We start from the raw sequence: 24,753 nt of genomic DNA, 5'->3' as shown, positions 1-24,753 counted from the left end.
CCTTCTTTCTTGGATAGGGGCCGTTGCCAGATAGACAAAAAGAAGCCGTTCCGCAACAGCCGGTTACAGCTTCTTATTGTACATCATTTAAATTGTTTTAAAAAGAGGGAAACTCTCTACCCGGCAATCCGCCGGGCCATCTCCTTCACTCTTTGCTCCAGCCCCTGGTTCTGCAGGATGCTCCCCGGGTCATTGGCGGTTTCCATCAGGGCAAAATGCGGAGGCAGGATGAAGTGCTTGTTGCAGTTCAGGGCGTCGATCACCTGTTCCGCCACAATGTCTCCCCCGCTGTAGCCGCTGACCACCAGGGCGAAGATCCGCTTTTTGGCAAATTCCCGGTAGTCCGTCCGGAACAGGGCGGTCATCCGGTTGAAGAAGGCCATGATGTTGGCGCTTACTGCATCGTTGTAATTGGGACAGGCAAAGACCAGGGTGTCGCTTTCCCGGATGGCCGGGTACCCTTCTTCCACCATGACCCCTCCGTAGAAACAGTCCCCCTGCTCCCCGAAATGGAGACAGGCTTCGTAGCTGCAGCCCCGGCAGTCCACCACGGTGCCGTTCCGGAGGCTCACTTCCCGGATCTGGGCCGCTGGTTCCAGCTGCTTCCGGACAAGGCTCCAGAGCAGCAGGGTATTGGAGGTCTTCCGGCTGCTGGCGTGGAACAGAGCGATTTTGTGCCGTCCCCCTTCCGGCGCCGGAACCCCGTCAAAGACCAGGAGCTTGTCCACCAGCTGGGCCACGGCGTTTTCGTAGGCCTCCTGGTTGCCGATGCCCTGGATCCTGGCCCGGATATTGAAGTTGTACAGGGACCCGGTGGCTTCCACCAGGGGCGCCCCGGGAAAGGCGCAGCCGGACCGGTTGGCCATGAAGATCATTTCCCTTCCGGCCTTTTTGGTGAACAGTTCGTCCTCCCCGTCCACCACCACGCTGCCGGTGCAGTTTTCCAGGCAGCGGGGATGGAGGGAAATGTAGGCGATGATCCGGGCAAATCCCAGGCTCATGCCTCCCACTCCCAGGTTCACCGCAAAGAGCAGCTTGTGCGGACCGGGTTCCCGTGGGCCGGTTTCCGGAAACATCCTGGCAAAATCCGACAGCCGGTCCACAACCACATGGGGATGGCCTGCCAGAGCCCTTTTCAGGGCCCCGTCCACCCGGCAGGTGGTTTCCTCTTCGTGCCATCCCATTTTGATCACATAGAACATAGAAATCCCTTCCTGTTTCCCCGCCGGTTATTTCATCCGGCACAGATTCAGATAGGCGTGGCGGATCCGGGCGTACAGTTCCGGGCACAGAGCCGCGTCTTCATATTCAAATCCCTGTTCCGTCAGCCGGTTCTTCATGCCCAGGAAGGCCCCCTCTTTCCCGTCCCCCAGGTACAGGGATCCGTAGTGCCAGGCACCCCGGAGGGTCAGCAGGATGGAAATGGCCGCACTGGACAGGGCCGGAGCAATGTAGGGCTTGTACCCCAGTTCCCGGACTGCCAGGTTGCAGGTGACGGTTTTCCGGGTCAGTTCCCGGGAAAGCTCATCATTGTAGTGTTCCAGGCTGTCGGCGATCACCAGATCCTGGCCGTGAGGACCAAAGGCCCGTCCTTCTTTCAGATAATGGGTGAGCCGGGGATCTTTTTCCGCATAGTAACAGGCCCGGGCGTTCATGACTCCCAACCCGTATCCCTGGACCTGCCAGGGCGCCAGGCCGGAACTTTCCAGGAAGGCCCGGCACAGGTTGTCCACCGGGTCGGAAACGATGCAGGCCAGGCCCTGGTACCCTGCCTTCCGGGCCAGGTCCCCGAAGTGCCGGACCAGTTCGCTGTTGGCCGCCAGCTGGATCATCCGCATATCCCCTTTGGCCCCGAGGGGAGGAGTCCCTTTGGTGGCGCAGAAAATGAACACGTCGCAGTCAAAGAGCCTGTCTTCAGTGACGATATCCACGGCCGGCAGCACCTGGTCCCCTTCCGGGAAAGGATACCGGATCTGATTGATTTCGATTTCCAGCCGCTGGAGGTTCTTTTCGTTCAGGTCGCAGAGGCCTATGGAGGCGATCTTGTCGGACCCCAGGAGCCGGAGCCCGATGAGCATGGTCCGTCCCACGTCCCCCAGGGCCAGGATGTGGACCCGGTTCTTTTCCCTGAGAGCCGGACGCCCCAGCAGGGACAGGGGCTGGGTGATTCCCGCCTCTTTGGGCAGATCGCTGATGTGAAGCCAGTTGTTTTCCATTTGCAGCACTCCTTTCACCAAAGGCAGCTCATTCGCCGCCCCGGTTCCTGTCATACAGTCCGGTGCCGGATTCACCCCAGCGCAGCCGGACCAGCCGTTCGATGTCGTTTTCGATGAACCGGGTGGGATCCATGTTGGGGTCGAACTTCACCCCGATGTCCATATCCGGGATCCGGAGGACGGAGATCACTTCTCCCAGCCGTTTCAGGGTCAGCCGTTTTTCGTACAGGGCCTGGTATTCGTCCTGGAGGGTCTCCATGATCAGCTTGGCGTTCTGGAGACAGGTAAGGGAATACAGATAGGCCGCGTCCGCATCTCCCTGGCGGATGAATTCCGGCTTCACATAGGGCAGGATCAGGTTCACCGAAGGATTCCTGTCATAGCCGCTGTAGTTGTTGGCATTGTCGATGCTGTCCCCGCCGATGAAGGGGTAGCAGTCCCGCTCGTTGAGCCACAGCTCCAGGGAGGGCAGGAAATAGGCGCACTGGCACCGGTATCCCTGCTGGGCCATAAGATCCATGGCGTAGCCGGTCATGACCCCCACCAGCACCTCCTGGACTTCCACATTGTTCTTTTTCAGGTAGGGGGTGAGCATCCGCATCCGGTGGCCTTTTTCCAGAAGGTCGTCAATAAGGATCACCGGCCGGCGGAAGGACCGGATGGTCTTCACCTGGTTGTCCACAGTGGCGTAGTGATGGGCTTCCGCCAGAGTGAACCCCTTGACGGACCGGTTGAAGTACTTTTCGATGTGGAGGGCCTTGGTCACCGTGTTGGGCACCAGCACATCGCTGAGGGCCTTGCCGAAAGGCACGGACATGTAGGGTCCCCGGCGCTTCTTGGGGTCTTCCAGGGTGGATACCCCGTTGAGCCGGGCCACCTTCTGGATGATCCGGTAGTGCATGGCGCTGGTGTTGAAGGACAGGATCAGCCGGCCGGGATACAGCCGCCGGAGTACGGACAGCAGGTTGTTGTGGGCCTTGTCCAGGGCCTTCTGGACCCGGAGGTTCTTGTTGAAGGGATTCTTGATGGTGGTTTCCACGTCCCGGAACAGCACCACCGGGGATTTGATGTGGGCTGCATAGAGAGGATGGGGTGACCCTTCCGGGGCGATATCCACGAACCCCTGGCGGACCAGGACTCCCACGGCCTTTTCGCTGTAGCCGGAAGGATCCACCGGATGGTAGACCACGTAGGTGAAGTCCCGGTTCAGCAGTTCCGTCATGATTTCCGTCAAAAGGATCTGTCCCGGATGGGAAATGGGGCTTTCCTCACTGACGGAGAACCAGCCCAGAGAGGCGATGCGCCCGGAGGCTTCCTCCCGGATGTGTTCCGCCACCCGGGGATCCTGGAATTCCAGGAGCAGGCTCTGCATGGGCACCTGGTGCACGGCTCCGAAAGCCGCCAGCCGTTCCCCTCCTTCCCCGGTATCCACATACTGGGTGAAGACTCTGGGCCGGCCGTCCTCCGCCTCCCAGGCCAGGTACTTCTGGAGCAGGACGGGATTGGCCCCCACCTGCCGGGCCAGAGCCGGGAGATGGGGCAGCTGGTTCCAGGTCCGGGGCCGGAAATCCCCGATGCCGATTTCCCGGGCTTCCAGCACGTGTTTGTAGGCCGGTTCCCGGAGATACAGATTGTTGGCGTAGATGAAGTTCTGGGCCACCGGGTCGATGAGGGCGGAAATGTCCCGGTTCTGGTCGATGTTCTCCCGGATCCGGGTGGAACTCACGTCCTCGAAGAATTTGTCCAGCCGGAGATGGAGGATCTTTCCCCGGATCTTCTGTTCGGCGATTTTTTCCTTCACTTTTCCCCCGGGGGCGTCGGTGTACCAGTTGGCGTTTTCCCGGGTCTCCCGTTCAAAGATAATGTGGTTCACCGCATGTATGGAATCTTCCGTGGGCTCCAGCCGGTAGGCGGAGGCATTTTCCACCACATCGGAGCCCACCGCCAGATACAGGTCCTTGTGGGCGAAAATGGCCTTCAGTTTCCGGATGTCTTCCGGATTGGCAATGTTCACCGACAGATTTTCGGAAAAAGGATAGATGTTTTCCATATCCGCCACGGACATGTTCATGATCTTCCTGCGCATGAGCCGGGGCTGGGTGTGCTTGGACCAGGAAAATTCGTCCAGGGCCAGGTACACCGTAAAGCCCATGTCCCGGATCCGCCGGGCCACTGCCTTGTGGCCGCTGCTGAAAGGGTCGAAGGTGCCGGGATAGAAGCACACCTTCTGCTCCGGCGGGAAGGCGAACCCGCCCCGGTCCGTTTCCGCCCGGCCCACATACCGGTACAGGTGGTTCAGTACCGCCGCGTTGGTGTAGAAATCCAGCATGGCTTCGGAGTTTTCGTTGAGCAGCACCCAGATTTTCTTGGCGCTGTGGAGGAACAGGAAGTCCTTCCGGTTTTCCGGCATCTTCCCGCTGCCGAACACATAGGCGGCCAGGGCCCGGAAGGCGTCCCGGCTCAGTTCCCGGTTGTAGTGGGCATAGGCCCGGAGGATGGCGTAAAGCAGCTGGAGCTGCCGCCCCTGGTTCCGTTTCGTTTCCTGGGGGAACCGGTCCGCAAAGTCCTGAAAGTTTTCCAGCACCACCCCCATGGTGTTCACCGCCGCCCCGGCCAGCTGGAAGTTGGTGGAATCGATTTCCGCCCGGAGGGAACTGAGGAATTCGTCCAGTTCCTCCGGCAGTAGCTTCAGGATCAGCTTTCCCAGGTATTCCGGCACATATTTGGTGATCTGGAGGTCTCCGATTTCCAGACCGTTGAACAGTTCCACCGCCATTTCGTTCCGCTGGGCCCAGGTCATGGTGTCGGCGATCTTCAGCAGGGCCTCCCCGGCTGCCTGGCGCACTGCCAGGTGCTCGCTGACCTTCACCAGGTTGCACAGGTGCATCCCCAGGTGCATCACATTCCCCCGTTCCTTCTGCCGGAGCAGGTCGTGGCACATGAGATGGATGTTGGCGATTTTGATCAGCCAGTGGATGCCGCTTTTCAGGTCTTCCAGGAACAGGCTGCTTTCCTTTTCCCCAAAGGCCGCCGGTTCTTCCGGCAGGTCCATGGTCCGGAGCAGCCGGGGTATGAATATGTCTTCCCCGTCCTGGCCCCCGAACAGGTGATGGTGCCCGTACAGGGCCCCGATCCGCACAATGGAACTGGGGTCCCGTCCCGCGGTCCGGAGGGCTTTTTCCACCGCCTGGCGGAAGGAATCGGTCAGATCTTCCGGACGGAGGAACAGCAGGGCCTGGAGGAGGATCATCTGCTGTTCCGGAGTGGCGGCGGGCCTTTCGTACCAGGGCTGGAGGATTTCCAGATACAGGGCCGTTGGGTGCTCTTCTTCCGCAATATTGGCCAGGGCCGTGCCCAGCCGCTGGTACCGGGTGGCCAGCACCGACCGGAGGAAGGGCCCCAGACAGGCCCCGATCCGGTTTTTGTGCTGCTGGGTGTACCGGAGCCCCGGATCGATGATCTGCTCCACGTACTGGCGGAACAGTGTCCGGTTGGTGACCTTTTTCCGGGGCAGCAGCACCCCTTTGGGCAGTTCCTTGGTGTAGCGCTCGTTGAAATTGGCCACGATCCGGCCCATCAGTTCCGCCGCCTGGACCCGGATGTCCTCTTCCCGGTGACTCAGGAGTTCGTAGAGAAACTGGAGGGTCATCAGCTTCTGCCGTTCCGTCATGTAGGTGGAATATTCCTCGAAGATGCTGATATAGGCCCGGAGGTTCTTCCAGTTGGGTTCGCTGCGGGCGGCTTCGATGAGGTTGCCGAAGTCCCGTTCACTGCGGAAAATGCTCATGAGCCGGATGTTGTGGGCAATGGCGGTGTATTTCAGCTGCCGGACCACTTCCTCTCCTTCCATAAGCACCATTTCCCGGTGGGGCCGGACCTGTTCCCGGAGAGGCTCCTGGGCGAAGTCCTCCGGCAGGTCCAGGGTGACCCCCAGTTCGGCCATGTAGGCTTCGAAATCCGCCAGTTTCCGGTAGACCTTCTGGTACCGCCGACGCTTGGCCCCGTCCACATCGTCCAGTTTGCTGAGGATTACGTCAAAGGCTTCCTGGAGGGTGTAGAAATGGATGATTTCCTTCCCTTCCTTGTCCCGGTAGCTTTTCACCCGGAAATCCGCATAGATCAGCAGCAGGGATTCCACGGACAGGTTTTCCAGTTCCAGGTCCCATACGGAATGGTTGGCGGCAATGTGGCCCATCTGGGGCAGCCCTTCCCGTTCGCAGAACAGGTCCGTATAGTAGTAATGGAGGTAGGGAACCCGCCGCTCCTCCCCTTTTTTGCAGCCGTATTTGCCTATGTCGTGAAGGGCGGCAGCTCCGGCGATAAGAGCCACGTCCACAGGCACCTGCCGGCGGTGGAGCTGCCGGGCCATGAACAGGGCCACATAGGTGACCCCACCAATGTGCCCCAGGGTGTTGAAAGGGGTCACTTCCGTGCCCAGGCGCATGAATTCGTAGAGATACCGAACCCGGACCAGGGTGCGGAACCGGGGATATTCCCGGGTGTACTGTTCCTTCCGGACTTCTCCGGCCGGGAGCAGCACCAGGTTCCGGCAGGGGTCGAAGGGGCAGTGGATGTATTCATAATGGTACAGTCCCCGGAGCACCTGAAGGAACAGCCGCCGGCCGGCTTCATAGCGGACGGCGTCAGCAGCCGGTTCCGGCTGGGTGGTTTCCGGGAAAATCTGCCGAAGCAGGTACTGGTAGCAGTCGGTAAGCCAGCCCTGGGACGGCTCGTCCGCCAGAGGGGGCAGGAATCCCCGGAGGATTTCCAGCACGGAGCCGGCGGAAAAGCGGCCCTTTTCCTCAGCCGCCCCGGAAAGAAGCGGACAGGCCTCCTGGAGCCCCCAGGACCGGAGCTGCCGTTCCATCTGGTCGGCGGTCAGCCCCAGGGCCCGGCAGAAGTCCGGCATGAGCAAAGCTCCCTGGAGGGTGTCCCACAAAGCAGCAGGATCTATGGTATGGTTCATAATGGATCTCCCAAAATAAGTCAAAAAATTCCGTTAGCGACAGTTCCATTATACCACGTTCCCTTTCCTTTCCCTGATGCTTCTGTTATACTCTTTTAAGATAACTTTGTAAAATACTAATTCGTTGGTTCACCCAACCATCAGTTATGGATAAGGAGTATTCCCATGCGTTTGTCCTATATTCCCACCTTTGCCGCCGTGTGCCGGTGGGGTACCTTTTCCCGGGCGGCGGAAAAGCTCCATATTTCCCAGCCGGCAGTTTCCAAGGCCATCAAGGAACTGGAACAGGACTGCGGCGTAGCCCTTTTTGAACGGCAGCACAGCACCATTTCTCTCACCCCGGAGGGCCGGAAGCTGTGGGAAGGCTGCCAGCGCTGGCTGAAAGAAAGCGAGGAGCTGGAAAAACTGGGGACTTCCCTGAAAACCGGCCGGCAGATCCTGCGGATCGGGGTGGTGCCCATGTGCGGGAACACCATTTTCCCCCAGCTCCACCAGCAGTTCCTGGCCCGGCATCCCCATTATCAGATCCGCACGGTAGAGGACACCGCCAGCGTGCTGTACGGGCTCCTGGACCGGCAGGAACTGGACCTGATCCTGTGTGTCACCAACCATCTGCCCCTGTCCCCCTACCACTGCAAGATCATCAAGAAAAGCCGGCTGGAACTGTTTGTGGCCCGGACCCATCCCCTGGCCCGGAAGAAATTTCTCTCCTTCCAGAACCTGGCCGGGGTGCCCCTGGTACTGTTCCCGGACACCTTCGGCCAGACCCGGTACATCCGCCGGCTGTTCGCCCAGGCCCAGACAGAACCCCAGGTCCTCCACCAGACCAGCCAGGTATTCACCATCCTGTCCTACATCCGGTCCGGAGCCGCCGCCGGCTTCCTGCCGGAAGAATTCGCCCGGACAGAAAAAGAACTGGCCGCCGTCCCCCTGGAAGGGGTGCCGGCAGCCAGCATCAACCTGGTATGGCTCCAGGATACCCGGACCCATCCGGGGATCGGAGAGTTTGTGAGGGAGTGTGAATAAATTCACACCCCGGTCGCGAGCCAAATGAAAAATTTGCAGGCAAACTTTTGAACGTGTAAATCGGTACCGTAGGGGCTGCACGCCGGGCAGCCCGCCAAATCATCGATGATCTGCGCATTTTGCGGGGCGCCGGGCCTGCGCCCCCTACGGTTATACACAATAAGAAGAACCTGGTCGAAGGACAAGTTCTATCCAGTGGCCCGCGACTCACGACTCGAGACTCGCGGCCAAAGGGGCTGTTGCTTATGCAACAGCCCCTCCTTTACTTCTTGTGCGCTTCCACTTTTTCGTCGAACATGAACTGGAGATTCAGCCAGGCGGCAGCGCTGATTTCTGTGGCTTCTTCCAGTTTGCTGGCCAGTTCCAGGTCCACCGGGATTTCTCCGGCCAGGAGCTGGTCCACGGTTTCCAGGGGTTTCCCCAGTTTGTGGGCGAACTGGGCCGGGGTCATCTGCCAGTCATCCAGAAGGTCTTCCAGATAGGAACCGGGATGGAATGCTGTGCCGTCTTCATAAACAATGGTATTGGACATGATGGATAAGGCCTCCGAAGTTTTTCTTCCAGTATAGCAAAAGAGGTGTTGCTGGTGCAACACCTCTTTTGGCATCAGAACGCCGGGATAATGGCGCCTTTGTATTTTTCTTCGATGAATTTCTTCACTTCCGGGCTGTTCAGGGCTTTCATCAGCTTCTGGATTTCCGGCCGGTTTTCGTCGCCTTTCCGTACGGCCACGATGTTGGCATAAGGAGAATCCTTGGCTTCGATGAACAGGGCATCCTTGGAGGGATTCAGTTTGGCTTCCATGGCGAAGTTGGAGTTGATCACCGCCAGATCCACATCATCCAGGGTCCGGGGCAGCATGGCGGCTTCGGCTTCGGTGATCTGGAGGTTCTTGGGGTTGTCCACAATGTCATTGGCGGTAGCCATGACCCCTACCCCGTCCTTCAGTTTCAGCAGGCCGGCCTTTTCCAGGATGGCCAGGGCACGGCCCCCGTTGGTGGGATCGTTGGGGATGGCGATTTTGGCGCCGTCAGGCACGGATTTGATGTCTTTGATCTTCTTGGAGTACACGCCCATGGGTTCGATGTGGACTTTGCCCACGGAAACCAGGGACAGGTTCCGGTCTTTGCAGAATTTTTCCAGGTACGGCAGATGCTGGAAGAAGTTGGCGTCGATTTCCTTGTCGCTAAGGCTCAGGTTGGGTTTCACGTAATCGGTGAATTCCACCACCTGCAGGTCCACCCCTTCTTTGGCCAGCAGGGGTTTCACCTGTTCCAGGATCTCTGCATGGGGAACCGGAGAAGCTCCCACTTTCAGGACTACTTTTTTGTCTCCCCCTGCGGGTTTGCTGCCGGTGGAGCTTCCGCAGCCCCCGGCGATGCCGGCCAGAGCCAGCAGTCCGGCCAGTACCAGTGCCAGTTTTTTCATCATTTTTTCCTCCCTTTTTGTTTTGTTGTTTTAGCAGCAGTCAGCCGATTTTCCGTTCTTTGGAAAAATCAGGCATTCCAGTTCCGTTCCACCCGTTCAGCGGCTTCTTTCCGGATATCTTCCGGATCCCGCTTTACCCGGGCGATGCCCTGTTCCATGGCGGTTTTGGCCACGGCGGCGGCAATGGCCGGGACGATCCGCCGATCGAAGGCGCCGGGAACCACATAGTCTTCCCGCAGTTCATCATCAGCAATCAGCCCGGTGATGGCTTTAACGGCAGCCACTTTCATTTCTTCCGTAATGGCGGAAGCCCGGACGGCCAGGGCACCCCGGAAGATCCCCGGGAACACACACACGTTGTTCACTTGGTTGGGGGCATCGCTGCGGCCGGTACCGGCTACGGCAGCGCCGGCAGCCTTGGCTTCTTCGTAGGTGGTTTCAGGCACCGGGTTGGCCAGGGCGAATACCACCGCGTTGTCATTCATGCTCTGGATCACTTCTTTGGTGAACAGCCGGGGAGCGGAAACCCCTAGGAGCACATCGGCTCCCTTTACGGCCCCTTTCAGGTCCCCTTTGTAGTGGTCCTGGTTGGTGACGCTGGCCAGATAGGCAGTGGCCATGTCTATTTCTCCCGGACGGCCTTCGTACACGGCCCCATGGACGTCGATCATGGTCAGGTTCTTCACACCCAGGCGCACCAGCAGTTTGCCGATGGCGGAACCGGCAGCCCCGCAGCCGTTGACCACTACTTTCACCTTATCGATGTCCTTTTTCACGAACCGGAGAGCCCCCAGGATGGCGGCGCAGGCAATGATGGCAGTGCCGTGCTGGTCATCATGGAACACAGGGATCTTGCACCGTTTGATCAGTTCCGCTTCGATGGCGTAGCATTTGGGGGAAGAGATGTCTTCCAGGTTGATGCCTCCAAAAGAAGGCTGGAGTTTTTCCACGATGTTCACGAATTCTTCCGGATCCTTGGTATCGATGCAGATGGGCACAGAATCCACGTCCCCGAATTTCTTGTACAGGACGGCCTTCCCTTCCATAACGGGCATGGCGGCTTCAGGACCGATGTCCCCCAGGCCCAGGACCCGGGTGCCGTCGCTGATTACGGCCACCATATTGCCCCGGCAGGTGTATTCAAAGGACAGGTCCGGGTTTTCCTTGATTTTCCGGCAGGGTTCTGCCACCCCGGGAGTATAGGCCAGGGACAGGTCATGTCCGTTTTCCAGGGGTACCTTGCAGCGGACCTCCAGTTTCCCGTGATTTTTGGCATGGAGTTCCAGTGCCTCTTTGTTCAGATCTTCCGTATTTGCCATTTGGTTGGCTCCTTTCCCTACTCTTTCATTTCCTGCACTTCAAATACCGGTTTTTTTCCCTTTTCCAGGGTCAGGATGCCGAAACTGGGCACTCCGTTCCGGGGACGGCTGGGACTGCCGGGGTTGATCAGCAAGATTCCGTCTTCTTCCCGGTTCACCGGTACATGGATATGGCCGAAAATCACCACATCCGCCTTTTTTTCTTCTCCCCAGTACAGCAGACGGCTCCAGTCATTGTACCGGACATACCGGTGGCCATGGGTCATGGCCAGGGTGAACCCCAGCTGTCGGGTCACCAGTTCCGCCGGGGCCCGGTCTTCATAACTGTCGCAGTTGCCGCACACCGCATACACCGGAATGCCGGTGATTTCCTCGATATAGGGAGCATCCTGGCTGTAGTCACCGGCATGGAGCCACAGGTCTACTTCCCCGGCCTGGTCCAGTACCTGTGCCAGGGCCTGGAGGTCTCCGTGGGTATCGCTGACTACGCCGATCCTCATCGGTTCATTTTTTTCCATTGGTTTACCAGCTTCCGAATGGCCTTGGCCCGATGGCTGATGCCATTCTTTTCTTCCATGGTGGCCTCTCCCAGAGGCTTGTGGAGCTCCGTGGACCAGAACAGGGGATCATAGCCGAAGCCGTTGGTCCCGTGAGGTTCGTGGAGCAGGATCCCGTCACAGATCCCGGCGCTTTCCACCAGGATCTTCCCTTCCGGGTTGGCCATGGCCAGGGCGCAGAAGAACCGGCAGTTCCGCCGGACCTGCATTTTCATATTGGCCAGGAGCAGTTCATTGTTTTCTTCATCGGTGGCGTCTTCGCCGGCATAACGGGCGGAACGGACACCGGGAGCCCCCTTCAGGCTCAGGACTTCCAGGCCGGAATCATCGGCCAGACAGACCTTGCCCAGGGCCTTGGCATAGTACCGGGCTTTCAGCCGGGCATTGGCCGCAAAAGTCCGACCGGTTTCTTCCGGTTCGGGCACAGGGGCATAATCGCTGAGGCAGGTAAAGGTGATGCCGAGTTCGTCCATCAACGACTTGAATTCCTCTACTTTGCCCAGATTATGGGTTGCGATTACAACTTCCAACATCGTTTCACCTACCTTTTCTACAACTGTTATTGTACCTGTTGCGGGAGGATAAATCCAGAGGAAAAAAGTTTCGTGACGGAACTTTTTCCTGTCACTGGCCAAATTGTCACTGGTCACTGGCCGATGGAAGCCGGCATACGCCGGCCTTGAACATTATATTTCTAAAAATCCCCGATTGCTTCCCTGAGCGTCAGAGTAGGTCAGATGCGCGAAAGGAGGGATTTGGAAGTTGGGCATAATACACGGCGGTATATGCCCGGCTTCCAAATCCCTCCTGACAAAGCAGATGGCCTGCTATGGCGCTCAGGGGTTATGCGTTAGCCCCTAGTCGATATAGTTCTTGATCACACAAATCGGCGTCTTCTGGCTGTCATTGCCGAAGGGATTGTTGATCAGGATTTTTTCCACCAGACGGGGATCCACCCCTTTGGTGCAGCCCAGGCAGCAGGACCGTTTCAGGTCGTTGACATCGGCCACGGCGGCGCCGAAGCACCCCAGACCTTCCTTGATGCTTTCAGACACCCGCACCGGGTTTTTGGGCCCCAGGACAATGTGCTTGTCATAGGGAGGCATGGTGCCGGTGATGTCGTCGATGAGCCGGGCCTGTTCCCCGCCCAGCTGGTAGAACACCCCGTTCTTGCCCAGGCATTTGGCGAAGAAGCCCACCACCACAGCGAACAGCACCTTCAGGGTGCCGGATTCATTGAGCAGGCTCTGCATGGCGGACCAGTTGCCGATGCTCCCGATGCCCGGGAACAGCTGGCTCAGCACCTTGGCCGCAAAGGAAATCTTCAGGGTTTCCGGACGGATGGCCCGGTTCTGGGTAATGGCCACCACACTTTCGGCCACACAGACCACGTCCCGGGGACCGATCTTGTCCCCGCCGAATTCCCGGACAGCATCCACAATGTTGTCATGGACAGTGAGTATCCGGGTAGGAATTGGAATGATTTCGTATTTCTCAGCCATTGTAGGCACCCCCTGCCAGTTTTTTCAGTTCATCGGCAAATACGGTGAAGAAGAATTTCCGTACGTAATGGGCTTTCCGGCCCACGCCGCACACGAAGACGGCTCCATCCATATCCACCATCCGGGTGATGATTTCCCGCATGTCCTTGCCGTTCCGGGCCCGGAGAGTCAGGGTGACGATCAGTTTCCATTCAGACCATTCCTTCAGCACCAGGGCTTCAAAATAATGGTCGCTGCGGCGCCGATCGCTTTTTTCCACATTGCCTTCGCACCAGGCATCAGGGAACTGTTCCTGGGGCAGGTACGGCCGTACGAAACAGTCAGTGATGGCGGCGCTTTCAGCGCTCTTGTTCCGCAGAGGCACTTCAAAGGACAGGACGGCTTTGTCGTGGTCCAGGCTTTCCAGCTTCAGCGGCGTCTTTTCCTCCATTACCACACGGGTGTCATCCGTGGGTTTCAGGGCAGCGTAGACAATCATTACCAGAAGGCCCAGTACGCACAGCCCCAGAATCAGCAAAATCACATTGATCATGGTTGGATCTCCCTTTCTTGTGCAGCCAGCTGCTGCAGTTTTTCATAGTAATCAGGTGTCAGCCTTGTTACCTTCCCCTCCAGGTTCACAAAGGCATTCTTGGAGGTGCCTTCCGCCAGCAGGACCCCGTCCGCTTTCCGGAGGATCCGGTAGCTGAACTGGATCATGACCCGGCTGCAGGCTTTGAGAGTAGTCTGGATCTCATACACATCGTCGAACCGGGCTGACTGCCGGTATTTGCACTGGACTTCCACAATGGGGACCATAAAACCGGCCTCATGGAGTCCGTTCAGGTCGATGCCCGCCTGGCGGAACCAGGCCACACGGCCCATTTCGAACCAGCGGAGATAATTGGTGTGATGGACTACCGCCATCAGATCCGTTTCTGAAAAACGCACTCGATCTGTAATACTAACCACGGCAAAACCTCTTTTCTCCCTCACGGCTGTTCACAAACCAGCCATGGATTGACAGCTTTTTCATTATACCACGTTTTGTCCGGCCCGGCTTTCTGAAAAAATCACCTGGGCAACAAAAAACCTCATACCCCGCTGACGCGAACTATGAGGTAGATTTTAATGGTACGCCCGAGTGGAATCGAACCACCGCACACGGCTCCGGAGGCCGTTGCTCTATCCACTGAGCTACGGGCGTGTTTACCGAACGAATGTAATTATAGCAGAGTGTCCGGAAAGATGCAAGGCTTTTTTTATTTTTTTATGATTCTTTTTGAATGGCACTGGCCAGGTCCCCTACCACTTCCGCCAGATTGTGCCGGCGGAGGTCCTGTTCGAACTGTTTCTGGATGTCCTGGAGTTTCCCATCCAGGGCTTTGTGGATGTTCCGTCCCACCGGGCACCGGGGATTGGGACTGTCGTGGAAATTGAACAGCTGGTCTTTGCTGGTTTCCACTGCGTCATATACATCCCAGAAGGTGATCTGGTCCAGAGGACGGGTCACCTCCACACCCCCGGGCCCCCGGCGGACAGAGATCAGCCCGGCTTCCTTCAGCTGCTTCATAAGGTTCCGGACGATCACCGGGTTGCAGCCGATGCTGCCGGCCAGGAACTCGCTGGTGATCTTGTAATCCTTTCCAAAATAGGACGCCGCTGCCAGGATATGGATGGCAATGGTGAATTTGGTCGATACCTGCATATGGGTCCGTTCCTTTCCTGTGATTCTGTCCCTATTATAGCAAGCCGGGGACGTACATGCCACAGGCAAAATCCGCTGCTGACAAAACAAAAGGTGCATATCCCCCGCCTGGGTTATGCGTTAGCCTCCTGTGCCCAGGGACTATGCGTTAGCCTTGGGAAAATGTCTCGCCGTATACAACAGATACACCTTCCCCTTCCGGATGGCCGGAAAAATGGAATGGATGTCCCAGTGGTACTCCCCGTCGTTGCCAAGGGTCCGGAAACCGCCGGAAATCATCCCTTCCGGGCTTTTCCGGATCCGTTCCATCAAAGAGTGAGGATCGTTGAAGGCCAGGAACCGGTCCCGGTCTGAAGGATGGATCATGGTCTCCACGTACTCCTGGACCAGCTCCCGGACACCGGACCGTTTTTGGAACAAATACTTCCGAAACGGTGAATTCATCACCAGAGGGATGACCATATCATCTTTCGTATCCACCAGGAAAACATGCCGATACAAATACATCATATTCCGGATGACCCAGTCCAGGTCGCCGGCAAGGCCTTTTTCTTTTTGGATGGTGAAATTGGTAAGATGGAGCAGGACCAGATGATGCTGATCATGGGAAGCCAGGTGGTTGGCCTTCAGCTGCATGTACTGTCCGTTCACCGTATAGGTCAGATCTTTTCCGGTACGGCTGCTGACCACATCCGTCAGGAAGTTCTGGATGTTCTTGCTGATGGGCCCCGCCTGGGCATTGACGAGCACGGCACTCTGCCGCAGGCTGTCCATACCGGCGGATTGGATGGTGGTCCCATATTCCTCATTGGCAAACAGATAGCGGAAACGGTTCCGGCCCACTTCCGCCACGGCCATGGGCTTGTCCGTCTGGAAATCCACAGGCCCCAGGGCTCCATAATACCGGCGGAGTTCAGGAGTTTCCACCTGCCAGTGGTTTTCCTGATAGGCCTGGCTCAATTCTCCAAAAGACATGGGTCTTCCATAATAATATCCCTGGAGCAGTTCGCAGCCGATGGACCGGGCAAATTCCGCGTGTTCCCGGGTCTCCACCCCTTCCATCAGGGTGTGGATGCCGATTTCTTTGGCCATCCGGATAATGGCCTTGATGATGTTCTGGGATTTTTCCGTAAACTGGGACAAAAAGGCCATGTCGATTTTGATTTCATCAAAGCAATAATTTTTCAAGGTATTCAGGGAAGAATACCCGCTGCCGAAATCATCCATCCACACTTCGTATCCAGCCTGCCGGAACCGCTGGATTTCCTGATGGAGCACGTCTCCTTCATGGACGAAGACGCTCTCAGTGATTTCCACATAGAGCATATTCCGGGGTACCTGATACCGCTTCCGGATTTCTTCCACATCTTCAAAAATGGATCCCTGAAAGAAATCCATCCGGGACAGGTTGAAGGAAGCCGGGATCACGGTTCTCCCCGCTTCCAGCTGGAGCCGGTACAGGCGGCAGATTTCTTCCAGTACGTACAGGTCCAGTTTCCGGATCTGCCGGCTTTCTTCCAGGAGAGGAATGAACACCCCGGGAGATATCATCCCTTTTTCCGGATCCATCCACCGGGACAGGGCTTCCACGCTGGCAATGGTCCCGGAAATGGTCCGGGCCACCGGCTGGAAATATACCTGGATCCAGCGTTTTTCCAGAGCCTCCTGGAAATGGTCAATCACATAATTCCGCAGATTTCGTTCTTCTCCCATGGCTTTGGTGTAAAAACACACATGCCGGTCCGGGATCTCCTTGATGCTGTCGCAGGCCAGCTGGGCCATGCCACAGGCGCTTTCCACTGAAACACTGCGGTCTTCCACCGGATAAACGCCGAATTTCACGTCCATCCGGTGGGAATCATGGAATCGGCGGACCCGGCTGGAAATCACAGGAATCTGTTTTTTCAGAGAAGTAAGACTGGTGAGCACCACAAAATGATCATCCATGAACCGGGAAATCAGTTTGTTGGGGAAGCTTTCCCGAAGCACATCCGCCATCTGGACCAGGAACCGGTTGCCTTTTTCGCTTCCGTTGCGCATATTGTACCGGTTGAAATTGTGGACATTCACATACACCAGAGCCAGTTTCTGGGCCCGGGGATCCAGCCTGGCCAGCTCCATGAGCCGGGAAGCCCGCTTCATGAACCGGTTCTTTCCCGGCAGTCCGGGGAGAGAATCCATATCATAGATTTTGTATCTGGTGTCATTGTCCAGGAAAAACACATAAAAGACCGCTCCCACCCCGGGAATGAATACCCGATGGCCGAATTCCTCCACTCTTTGGATGGAACCGTCTTTCCGGTACACCCGATAATTGACGAAATCCAACTTGCTCCGGCTGCCGGCAATCTGCTGCCGGATGTCCCGTTCCACACGTTCCCTGTCCTCAGGATGGACCAGGGTGGCAAAGGATCCTTCTGTCAGTTCCAGGAATTCGTCAAAAGAGGAACATCCCAGCATGGAAATCATTTCGGGATTGGCATAGAGAATTTCTTCCCGCTTATTGTCCCGGTAAATCAAAACACCTCCAGGCAGATGGTCAGGAATCTGCTGGAGGATCAAATCCAAATTCTCTTCCTGTATCATAGGCATCACCCTTCTTCCGGTCCTGTCAACTTCCCGTCCAAGTTTCACTTTTTGTCTTCCGGATTTTTCAATTTATTATGTAAAATTGACAAAAATAACAGTCATACTTTTTTATTATAATTGTTTTTTATATGATTGTCCATTGATGAACGATAAAAAAGGGCGCTGCACATTCTGTGCAACACCCCCTATGGATTTCTCTCAGTTGGACGGCAAGATAACGGGTTATGCGTTGGCCTTGGGAAAATGTCTCGCCGTATACAACAGATACACCTTCCCCTTCCGGATGGCCGGAAAAATGGAATGGATGTCCCAGTGGTACTCCCCATCGTTGCCAAGGGTCCGGAAACCGCCGGAAATCATCCCTTCCGGGCTTTTCCGGATTCGTCCCATCATGGAATCCAATTCATTGAAAGTCAGGAACCGCTCCTGATCTTCCGGATGGATCATGGTCCGTGTATACTGCTGGACTATATCCTGGATACCTGTCCGTTTCTGGTAAAAATATTTCCGGTAGGGAGAATTCATGACCAGAGGAACGGCCGTATCGTTTTCCATATCCACCAGGGATACATTCTGGTACAGGTACAGCAGGTTCCGGTTGACCCAGTCCAGGCTGTCGCTGGCATTCTGATCTTCCTGGATGGTGAAATTGGTCAGGTACAGAAGTAGCAGGTGATGCTTGTCATGAGAAGCCAGATAACTGGCCTCCAGCCGCATATACCGGCCGTTCACCGTATAGGTCAGCGTCTTTTCGCTGCTGGTATGGATCACATCGTGCAGGAAACTGTGGATGTTTTTGCTGATGGGGCCTGCCAGGGCATTGACGAACACTTCCGTTTGCCGGAGGCTTTCCATGCCCGCAGCCTGGATGGTATTCCGGTATTCTTCATTGGCAAAAAGATACCGGAACCGATTCCCGGCCACCTCCGCCACCGCCATGGGCCTGTCTGTAAGAAAGTCGATGGACCCCAGTTTCCCGTAGTACTGACGCAGTTCAGGAGTTTCCACCTGCCAGCGTTTCTCCCGGTACATCTGCTTCAGTTCTTCAAAGGACATGGGCCGTCCGTAATAATATCCCTGGATCAGTTCGCAGCCAATGGACCGGGCAAATTCCGCCTGTTCCCGGGTCTCCACCCCTTCCATCAGGGTGTGGATGCCGATTTTTTTCGCCATCCGGATAATGGCCTTGATGATGTTCTGGGATTTTTCCGTAAACTGGGACAAAAAGGCCATGTCGATCTTGATTTCATCGAAGCTGTAGTTTTTCAGGGTATTCAAAGAAGAATAGCCGCTGCCGAAATCATCCATCCACACTTCGTATCCAGCCTGCCGGAACCGCTGGATTTCCTGATGGAGCACGTCTCCTTCATGGACGAAGACGCTCTCAGTGATTTCCACGTAGAGCATGTTCCGGGGCACCTGATACCGTTTCCGGATCTCTTCCACATCTTCGAAAATGGATCCCTGGAAGAAATCCATCCGGGAAAGATTGAAGGAAGCCGGGATCACGACTTTTCCCTCTGCCAGCTGCTGCTGATAGAGACGGCAGATTTCTTCCAACACATACAGATCCAGTTTCCGGATCTGCCGGCTGTCTTCCAGGATGGGGATGAAAATCCCGGGAGATATCATCCCTTTTTCCGGATCTCTCCACCGGGACAGGGCTTCCACACTGGCAAGGGTCCCGGAAATGGTCCGGACCACCGGCTGGAAATACACCTGGATCCAATGTTTTTCCAAAGCTTCCCGGAAATGGTCGATTACATAATTCCGCAGATCCCGGGCTTCTCCCATGGTTTTGGTATAGAAGCATACATGGCGGTCCGGGATGTCCTTGATGCTGTCACAGGCCATCTGGGCCATGCCGCAGGCGCTTTCCACCGGGATGGTATCGTCTTCCACAGGATAGATGCCGAATTTCACATCCAGCCAGCTGGAATCGTACAAACCGTGGATCTGGCTGGAAATCACAGAAATCTGTTTTTCCAGGGAAGGCAGGGTGGTAAGCACCACGAAATGGTCGTCCATGAACCGGGAAATCAACTTGTTGGGAAAGTTCTCCCGGAGCACTTCGGTCATCCTGACCAGGAACTGATTGCCCTTTTCGCTGCCGTTGCGCAGGTTGTACTGGTTGAAGTTGTGGATATTCACGTAGACCAGGGCCATTTTCGGGGCCTTGGGATCATGGGCGGCCAAAGCCAGTACCATGGAGGCATGCCTTATGAACCGGGTCTTTCCGGGAAGCCCGGTAAGGGAGTCCGTATCGTAGATTTTGTATTTGGTATCGTTGTCCAGGAAAAAGACGTAAAAAACCGCCCCCACTCCGGGAATGAACACCCGATGGCCAAACTCCTCCACCCGACGGACGGATCCATCCTTCCGGATCACCCGGTAATTGACGAAATCCAGCTTGCTCCGGCTGCCGGCAATCTGCTGCCGAATGTCCCGTTCCACCTGTTCCCTGTCTTCCGGATGGACCAGGGTAACAAAAGACCCCCCTGTCAGTTCCAGGAAGTCATCAAAAGAAGAACAGCCAAACATGGACAGAAGCCAGGGATTGGCATAGAGGATTTCTTCCCGCTTGTTGTCCCGGTAAATCAGAACTCCTCCCGGCAGATGGTCCGGCATCTGCTGGAGGAGAAGATCCAGAGTCTGTTCTGTTGTCATGGATATCACCGTTCTTCCGGCACAGGATATTCGCCTTCCGGGAGAACCCAGAAGTATTCAATGGCGCCCAGGGTTTCGTCTCCTTTGAACAGGGGCTCTGTATGAACCATCACCGGAATCCGCCGGCCGGTCCGGTCTTTCAGGAACACGGGCTGCTGCCGTGACTGCCCATCATAGATGGTGGCCAGCATGGGGCAGAAATCATGGCACAGATGAGTCCCCTCCTGGTCGATGTGGTCCAGTTCTCCTTCATAACAGTGACGGCCCACCATTTCCTCCCGGCTGTATCCGGTAATGCGCTCGGCACCCCCACTCCAGAAAAGGATTTTCCGTTCCGTATCCAGCACATACATGCCAAAAGGAGCTTCATCCACCATCTTCTGAAGCAATTCTGTCATTTGAATATCCATGGAATCACCCGCTGTCTCCTGATTGTTCATACTGTTTCCGTAATTTGACAAAACAGATGACTTTTATCCATATTATAAGGGAATTTTACATAAAAGTCCACAATCGAACAGAGAAAAGAAATCAGCACCGAGACTCGCACCCCGCGGTTGGGCGTGCGAATTTTTTCACACCCCTTTTCAGAATTCAGGCGTCAGACCGCAAAAAGAATCCGGTTCGGCTCTCCTTACACCGCTCCACCTCTTCCGGAGTCCCGGCAGCCACGATCCTGCCGCCCTGGCAGCCGCCGCCCGGCCCCATGTCGATAATGTAATCAGCATTCCTGATCACATCAAGGTCATGTTCGATGACCACTACCGTGGCCCCATGGTCGATCAGGGTCTGGAAAACATGTAAAAGCTTCCTTACATCCTGGGGATGAAGGCCGATGGTCGGTTCATCGAAAATGAACACGGAATCACTCTGTCCTTTTCCCATTTCACTGGCAAGCTTCAGCCGCTGGGCTTCCCCACCGGAAAGTCCCGGTGTTTCTTCTCCCAGTGTCAGATACCCCAGACCCAGGTCGTGGAGGACCTGAAGCCTCTGCTGGAGGAGCTTCAATCCCCCCAGTGCCTGCAGCACCTGATCCACGCTCATATTCATGAGTTCTGGCAGGCTGTAGAGGTTTCCGTCCCGGGCTTTGCGGCGGATGTGAAAAGCTTGCTGGCTGTAGCGGGATCCTCTGCAGTCCGGACAGGGAATCTTTACATCCGGCAGGAATTGGACGTCCAGCGAGATTTCCCCTGTGCCATCACAGGTGGGGCAGCGGAGTTTTCCTGTATTATATGAGAAATCACCGGCTTTGCAGGACTGTTCCTTCGCCTCTGCTGTCCTGGCATATAGTTTTCTCAGCCCGTCGTGGACATTGGCATAAGTTGCCACCGTAGAACGCACATTGATCCCGATCGGTGCCGCATCGATCAGCTTGACCTGCGTGATTCCTTCTGCCTCAATACTTTCAATATGTCCTGGCAGTTTCTGTCCGTTGATTTTTGCCTGGAGTGCCGGTATCAGGCTCTCCAGGATCAGAGTGGTTTTGCCGGAGCCTGAGACACCGGTTACAACAGTGAGCCGTCCCATAGGGATCTTCACCTGCAAAGGATGTACTGTGTGGATTTTTCCTGTTTCCAGATGGATGGTCCCTTTGGCGAACAAAGAATCCTTTTCTGTCACTGGACGGATTCTTGATGTATATTGATTGGAAAGAAAAGGACCTATGACTGATTCCGGATTTTTTGCCACATCGGCGACCTTTCCCTGGGAAATCACCGTACCGCCCTCTGCTCCCGCACCTTTTCCCATCTCGATCAGCCAGTCAGCGTGTTTCAGGACCTGGGTGTCATGGTCAACAATTACGATGGAGTTTCCGTCTGCCAGCAGGTCGTCCATGACCCCTGTAAGGCCCTTGAGGTTAAAAGGATGGAGACCGATAGACGGTTCATCAAGGACATAGAGTACACCTGTGGTACGGTTCCGTACTGCCCTGGCCAGCTGCACCCGCTGCCGTTCTCCTGTGGACAGCGTGGACCCCGCCCTGTCAAGGGAAAGGTATCCCAGACCCAGGTCCATCAGCCGCTTGGAAACATCCAGGAAGGACTCACAGATGCTTTCAGCCATGGGGCGCATTTTTTCGGGCAAAGATGCCGGAACCCCCTGGACCCAGGGAATCAGTTCCGAAAGGGTCATGGCAGCTGCCTGATCCAGCCCGATTCCTCTGAGCCGCGGCGCACGGGCGGCTTCTGACAGTCTGGTGCCATGGCAGTCCGGACAGATATCTTCTTCCAGATATTTTTCCAGCCGTTTCATCCCCTTTTCGTCTTTGACCTTGGCCAGGGAATTTTTCACAGAATTGACTGCACTGTAGTAGGTGAAATCCATCTCTGCCGGCTCCAGAGTATTGGGATTGACATAATGGATATGATGTTTCTTCAGTTCGCCGTGATAGACGATTTCTTTCTCCTCCGGGGTCAGATCACGAAAAGGGACATTTGTCCGGACCCCCATGGTCCGAACAATGTCTTTCATCAGTGACCACATAAGGGTTCCCCAAACCACCACTGCGCCTTCATCGATGGTTTTGGAATCATCCGGTACCAGGGCCGCCTCGTTTACATTTTGGACAATCCCTGTTCCGCCGCAGGCAGGACAGGCGCCTGTACTGTTAAAGGCCAGTTCCTCCGCTCCGGGACCATAGAATTTCTCACCGCATACCGGACAGGTGATTTCCTGCATGGCCGCCACAGCGAAAGAGGGCGGGCAGTAATGGCCATTGGGACAGCGGTGGCTCCCCAGCCGGGAAAACATGAGACGCAGGCTGTTCAACAGTTCAGAAAGGGTCCCAAAAGTACTGCGGATGCCGGGGACACCCGGGCGCTGATGGAGGGCGAGGGCAGCTGGTACATACCGTATCTCCTCTACGTCCGCCCGTTCCGCCTGGGTCATCCGGCGCCGGGTGTAGGTGGAAAGGGATTCCAAATACCGCCGGGATCCTTCCGCATACAGGACCCCCAGGGCCAGGGAGGATTTCCCGGACCCGGACACCCCGGCAATTCCCACGATTTTGTGGAGAGGGATGTCCACGTCGATATTTTTCAGATTATGGACCCTGGCCCCCCGGACCTCTATATGGTCAGGGATGGAAGGGATATGTTTTGTGCTCATGCAGCATTATCTCCTTTGCTTGAAAGCCTTTGCATCTATCATAATACAGATTATTAAAAAAAAACGTTGAGACAGGGCCTCTGGCACAATGCCGCCAGAGCCGCCCGTTCCTGCAGCTCTCTCCAGGCGCAGGAGATGTACCCAGATACGCGAAAGCAGATGGGTGCATATCCTACGAATTTTGGCCGGGGCACAAGAAGGGCCCAGATGCACGAAAGCGGGAGATGTGGATTGTGGCATAGTACATAGGCGTACATGCCGCGATCCAAATCTCCCGCTGACAAAGCAGATGGGCCCTCATTGTGCCCCGGGGTTATGCGTTAGCCCTTTTATTGCCTAGTCCTGGTTCGGATTCCAACTGCTCCCCGAGTATTCCAAAGGATGGGCGTGGCTGAAGGAAGCACCGCAGCTGGGGCAGCCGGTTTCTCCGCAGTCATTGCAGTACAGGGCACCGCAGTTGCCGCATTCAAAGAGCACCGGGCTCTTTTCTTCCCCATTTTCGCTTTCACAGTACCCGCAGGTGTTGCTGTTGCTGCCGGCTTCCTGTTCCAGGGTCACTTCCACCTGACGGTCCAGTTCTTCCTGGCTGGGCGCTTTTTCCGCATATTCCGGGAAGACAATGGAGTTTTCCTTGAAGATGTGGACAAACACGTCATTGATGAATTCTTCCAGCAACTGGTAAGTCCGTTTGAAGGTGGCACAGGCATCAGCAGGAGCAGTGAAATGATCGGTGAGAGATTCGATTTCCTTGATGATGTCCCCGGCGGCAGAATGGTCCTTTTCCAGGTTCTGGATCAGGGTAAGGACTTCCAGGTTGGGCTGGGGATAGGACCGCATCAGCGGGAACACCAGCCGTTCTTCCCGGGCAAAATGTTCTTCCAGTTCGGTTTTCAGGGTGCCGTAGAGATGATGGAGCCGGGTAAGCAGTTCCCCGTGGTGGACGAAATGGACAAGAAGGATCTTGTTCAGATCCGTTTCGATTTCTGCCATGTATTTCCGTTCATCCACATGGTGAGTGGCTTCCAGGTCCTGGAGCATGTCAGGGATGGAAAGGTTCTTGAACCGTTCCAGGGATTCCTGCTGGCTGCCGGTTTTGGCGCTGTGGGCGGCAATGAATTCATTCAGGTCCGCCACCACCTTTTCCGCATCCAGATCCGTATTCTTCACGGCTTCTTCCAGAGGGATCCCCCCGCCGCAGCAGTAATCCAGGTGGAGTTCATTGAAAAAGGGAATGGTCTGGGGATAATCCCGTACAACGTCAGCCAAAGTATTCTTCACAGTAATCATGGAACATTCCTCCCAATTTGTTTGGTGTTTGTTTGATGGTCTAAGTATAGTTGATTGGTAGAAATAATTCCGTTGCCATGACAACTGCATAGAGTAACTTATTCATGTGCTTTTTCTTCTGCCTCATCGGCATGAAGATGTCTGTGGATGGGGTCCTCCGAGGGGCCGGCGATATGCAGATGTTCACCATCGCCAGCTTGGTCAACTTTGGACTTCGGGTCAGCCTAGCCATGGCCCTGGCCCCCCGCTTCGGCCTCCCCTTCGTCTGGAACGTCGTCCCCCTGGGCTGGCTGGCCAATTCCCTGCTTTCTGGCTGGGAATATCGGCGAAGAAAGTGGAAGGGAAAGAAAATGGATCCGTCGATCAGATGAATAGCTGGAAGGGATCTGTCCGGTTCCGAC

19 protein-coding genes and 1 tRNA gene are annotated in these 24,753 nt (G+C 56.0%); 2 read left to right on the top strand and 18 right to left on the bottom strand.

All coding sequences use genetic code 11. The annotated features are described in order from the left end of the window. Window positions 1-116 precede the first annotated feature (116 nt). The 3 genes from ACTQY1_RS04760 to ACTQY1_RS04750 are packed head-to-tail and all read right to left on the bottom strand — an operon-like array spanning window position 117 to window position 7,182. Window positions 117-1,202: a flavodoxin family protein gene (locus tag ACTQY1_RS04760; RefSeq protein WP_022487531.1), complete on the bottom strand. Its 1,086-nt coding sequence runs from the start codon at window positions 1,200-1,202 to the stop codon at window positions 117-119. 27 nt (window positions 1,203-1,229) lie between these two features. Next, window positions 1,230-2,216: a lactate dehydrogenase gene (locus ACTQY1_RS04755; protein WP_441373868.1), complete on the bottom strand. Its 987-nt coding sequence runs from the start codon at window positions 2,214-2,216 to the stop codon at window positions 1,230-1,232. Window positions 2,217-2,244: 28 nt separating this feature from the next. Beyond that, window positions 2,245-7,182 carry a phosphohydrolase gene (locus tag ACTQY1_RS04750; protein ID WP_308664104.1) on the bottom strand — a complete coding sequence of 1,646 codons (4,938 nt, stop codon included), beginning with the start codon at window positions 7,180-7,182 and terminating at the stop codon, window positions 2,245-2,247. 165 nt (window positions 7,183-7,347) lie between these two features. Between ACTQY1_RS04750 and ACTQY1_RS04745 the strand changes: the two genes are divergently transcribed. Beyond that, a complete protein-coding gene (locus tag ACTQY1_RS04745) occupies window positions 7,348-8,208 on the top strand; it encodes a LysR family transcriptional regulator (protein ID WP_308664105.1) in 861 nt (286 codons plus the stop codon). A 262-nt stretch (window positions 8,209-8,470) separates the two neighbouring features. On the opposite strand, the gene ACTQY1_RS04740 is transcribed toward ACTQY1_RS04745, so the two are convergent. The 15 genes from ACTQY1_RS04740 to ACTQY1_RS04670 form a co-directional block, all read right to left on the bottom strand. Beyond that, window positions 8,471-8,740 (bottom strand): helix-turn-helix transcriptional regulator, encoded by a 270-nt coding sequence (locus tag ACTQY1_RS04740; protein WP_022487089.1) that lies wholly within the window; start codon window positions 8,738-8,740, stop codon window positions 8,471-8,473. A gap of 74 nt (window positions 8,741-8,814) precedes the next feature. Next, window positions 8,815-9,636 carry a MetQ/NlpA family ABC transporter substrate-binding protein gene (locus tag ACTQY1_RS04735; protein ID WP_308664144.1) on the bottom strand — a complete coding sequence of 274 codons (822 nt, stop codon included), beginning with the start codon at window positions 9,634-9,636 and terminating at the stop codon, window positions 8,815-8,817. A gap of 68 nt (window positions 9,637-9,704) precedes the next feature. Further along, the gene (locus tag ACTQY1_RS04730) at window positions 9,705-10,955 is read right to left on the bottom strand and encodes an NAD(P)-dependent malic enzyme (RefSeq protein ID WP_441373867.1); all 1,251 of its coding nucleotides are present in this window, start codon (window positions 10,953-10,955) and stop codon (window positions 9,705-9,707) included. Between the two features lie 17 nt (window positions 10,956-10,972). Next, entirely contained in the window at window positions 10,973-11,473 is a 501-nt protein-coding gene (locus ACTQY1_RS04725; protein WP_279128206.1) for a metallophosphoesterase, read from the bottom strand. Then, a complete protein-coding gene (gene rdgB, locus ACTQY1_RS04720; RefSeq protein ID WP_022487085.1) occupies window positions 11,452-12,045 on the bottom strand; it encodes an RdgB/HAM1 family non-canonical purine NTP pyrophosphatase in 594 nt (197 codons plus the stop codon). The genes ACTQY1_RS04725 and rdgB overlap by 22 nt, the downstream gene beginning before the upstream one ends. Before the next feature lie 324 nt (window positions 12,046-12,369). Then, complete coding sequence (locus ACTQY1_RS04715; RefSeq protein WP_279128204.1) at window positions 12,370-13,014, bottom strand: coenzyme F420-0:L-glutamate ligase; 645 nt, start codon at window positions 13,012-13,014, stop codon at window positions 12,370-12,372. Next, window positions 13,007-13,546: a hypothetical protein gene (locus tag ACTQY1_RS04710; RefSeq protein WP_279128203.1), complete on the bottom strand. Its 540-nt coding sequence runs from the start codon at window positions 13,544-13,546 to the stop codon at window positions 13,007-13,009. The genes ACTQY1_RS04715 and ACTQY1_RS04710 overlap by 8 nt, the downstream gene beginning before the upstream one ends. Next, complete coding sequence (locus tag ACTQY1_RS04705) at window positions 13,543-13,965, bottom strand: acyl-CoA thioesterase (RefSeq protein ID WP_022487082.1); 423 nt, start codon at window positions 13,963-13,965, stop codon at window positions 13,543-13,545. The genes ACTQY1_RS04710 and ACTQY1_RS04705 overlap by 4 nt, the downstream gene beginning before the upstream one ends. 160 nt (window positions 13,966-14,125) lie before the next feature. After that, window positions 14,126-14,200, bottom strand: a tRNA-Arg gene (locus ACTQY1_RS04700). Between the two features lie 63 nt (window positions 14,201-14,263). Continuing rightward, on the bottom strand, window positions 14,264-14,701 hold the full coding sequence (locus ACTQY1_RS04695) for an Rrf2 family transcriptional regulator (protein WP_154487911.1): 438 nt from the start codon (window positions 14,699-14,701) through the stop codon (window positions 14,264-14,266). Between the two features lie 141 nt (window positions 14,702-14,842). Next, the gene (locus ACTQY1_RS04690; protein ID WP_441373866.1) at window positions 14,843-17,287 is read right to left on the bottom strand and encodes an EAL domain-containing protein; all 2,445 of its coding nucleotides are present in this window, start codon (window positions 17,285-17,287) and stop codon (window positions 14,843-14,845) included. Between the two features lie 225 nt (window positions 17,288-17,512). Beyond that, window positions 17,513-19,957: an EAL domain-containing protein gene (locus ACTQY1_RS04685; protein ID WP_441369076.1), complete on the bottom strand. Its 2,445-nt coding sequence runs from the start codon at window positions 19,955-19,957 to the stop codon at window positions 17,513-17,515. A gap of 5 nt (window positions 19,958-19,962) precedes the next feature. Continuing rightward, window positions 19,963-20,355 (bottom strand): PAS domain S-box protein, encoded by a 393-nt coding sequence (locus ACTQY1_RS04680; RefSeq protein ID WP_154487914.1) that lies wholly within the window; start codon window positions 20,353-20,355, stop codon window positions 19,963-19,965. A gap of 196 nt (window positions 20,356-20,551) precedes the next feature. Continuing rightward, window positions 20,552-23,065 (bottom strand): excinuclease ABC subunit UvrA, encoded by a 2,514-nt coding sequence (locus tag ACTQY1_RS04675; RefSeq protein WP_308664109.1) that lies wholly within the window; start codon window positions 23,063-23,065, stop codon window positions 20,552-20,554. Window positions 23,066-23,401: 336 nt separating this feature from the next. Then, a complete protein-coding gene (locus ACTQY1_RS04670; RefSeq protein WP_154487916.1) occupies window positions 23,402-24,352 on the bottom strand; it encodes a DUF542 domain-containing protein in 951 nt (316 codons plus the stop codon). 173 nt (window positions 24,353-24,525) lie between these two features. On the opposite strand from ACTQY1_RS04670, the gene ACTQY1_RS04665 reads away from it, so the two are divergent. Then, complete coding sequence (locus ACTQY1_RS04665; RefSeq protein WP_441373865.1) at window positions 24,526-24,723, top strand: hypothetical protein; 198 nt, start codon at window positions 24,526-24,528, stop codon at window positions 24,721-24,723. Window positions 24,724-24,753 lie beyond the last annotated feature (30 nt).

The organism is Acidaminococcus sp. HCP3S3_G9_1 (genome assembly GCF_052122455.1).
Classification (GTDB): Bacteria; Bacillota; Negativicutes; order Acidaminococcales; family Acidaminococcaceae; genus Acidaminococcus.
This window is presented reverse-complemented; position numbering and strand designations above follow the sequence as displayed.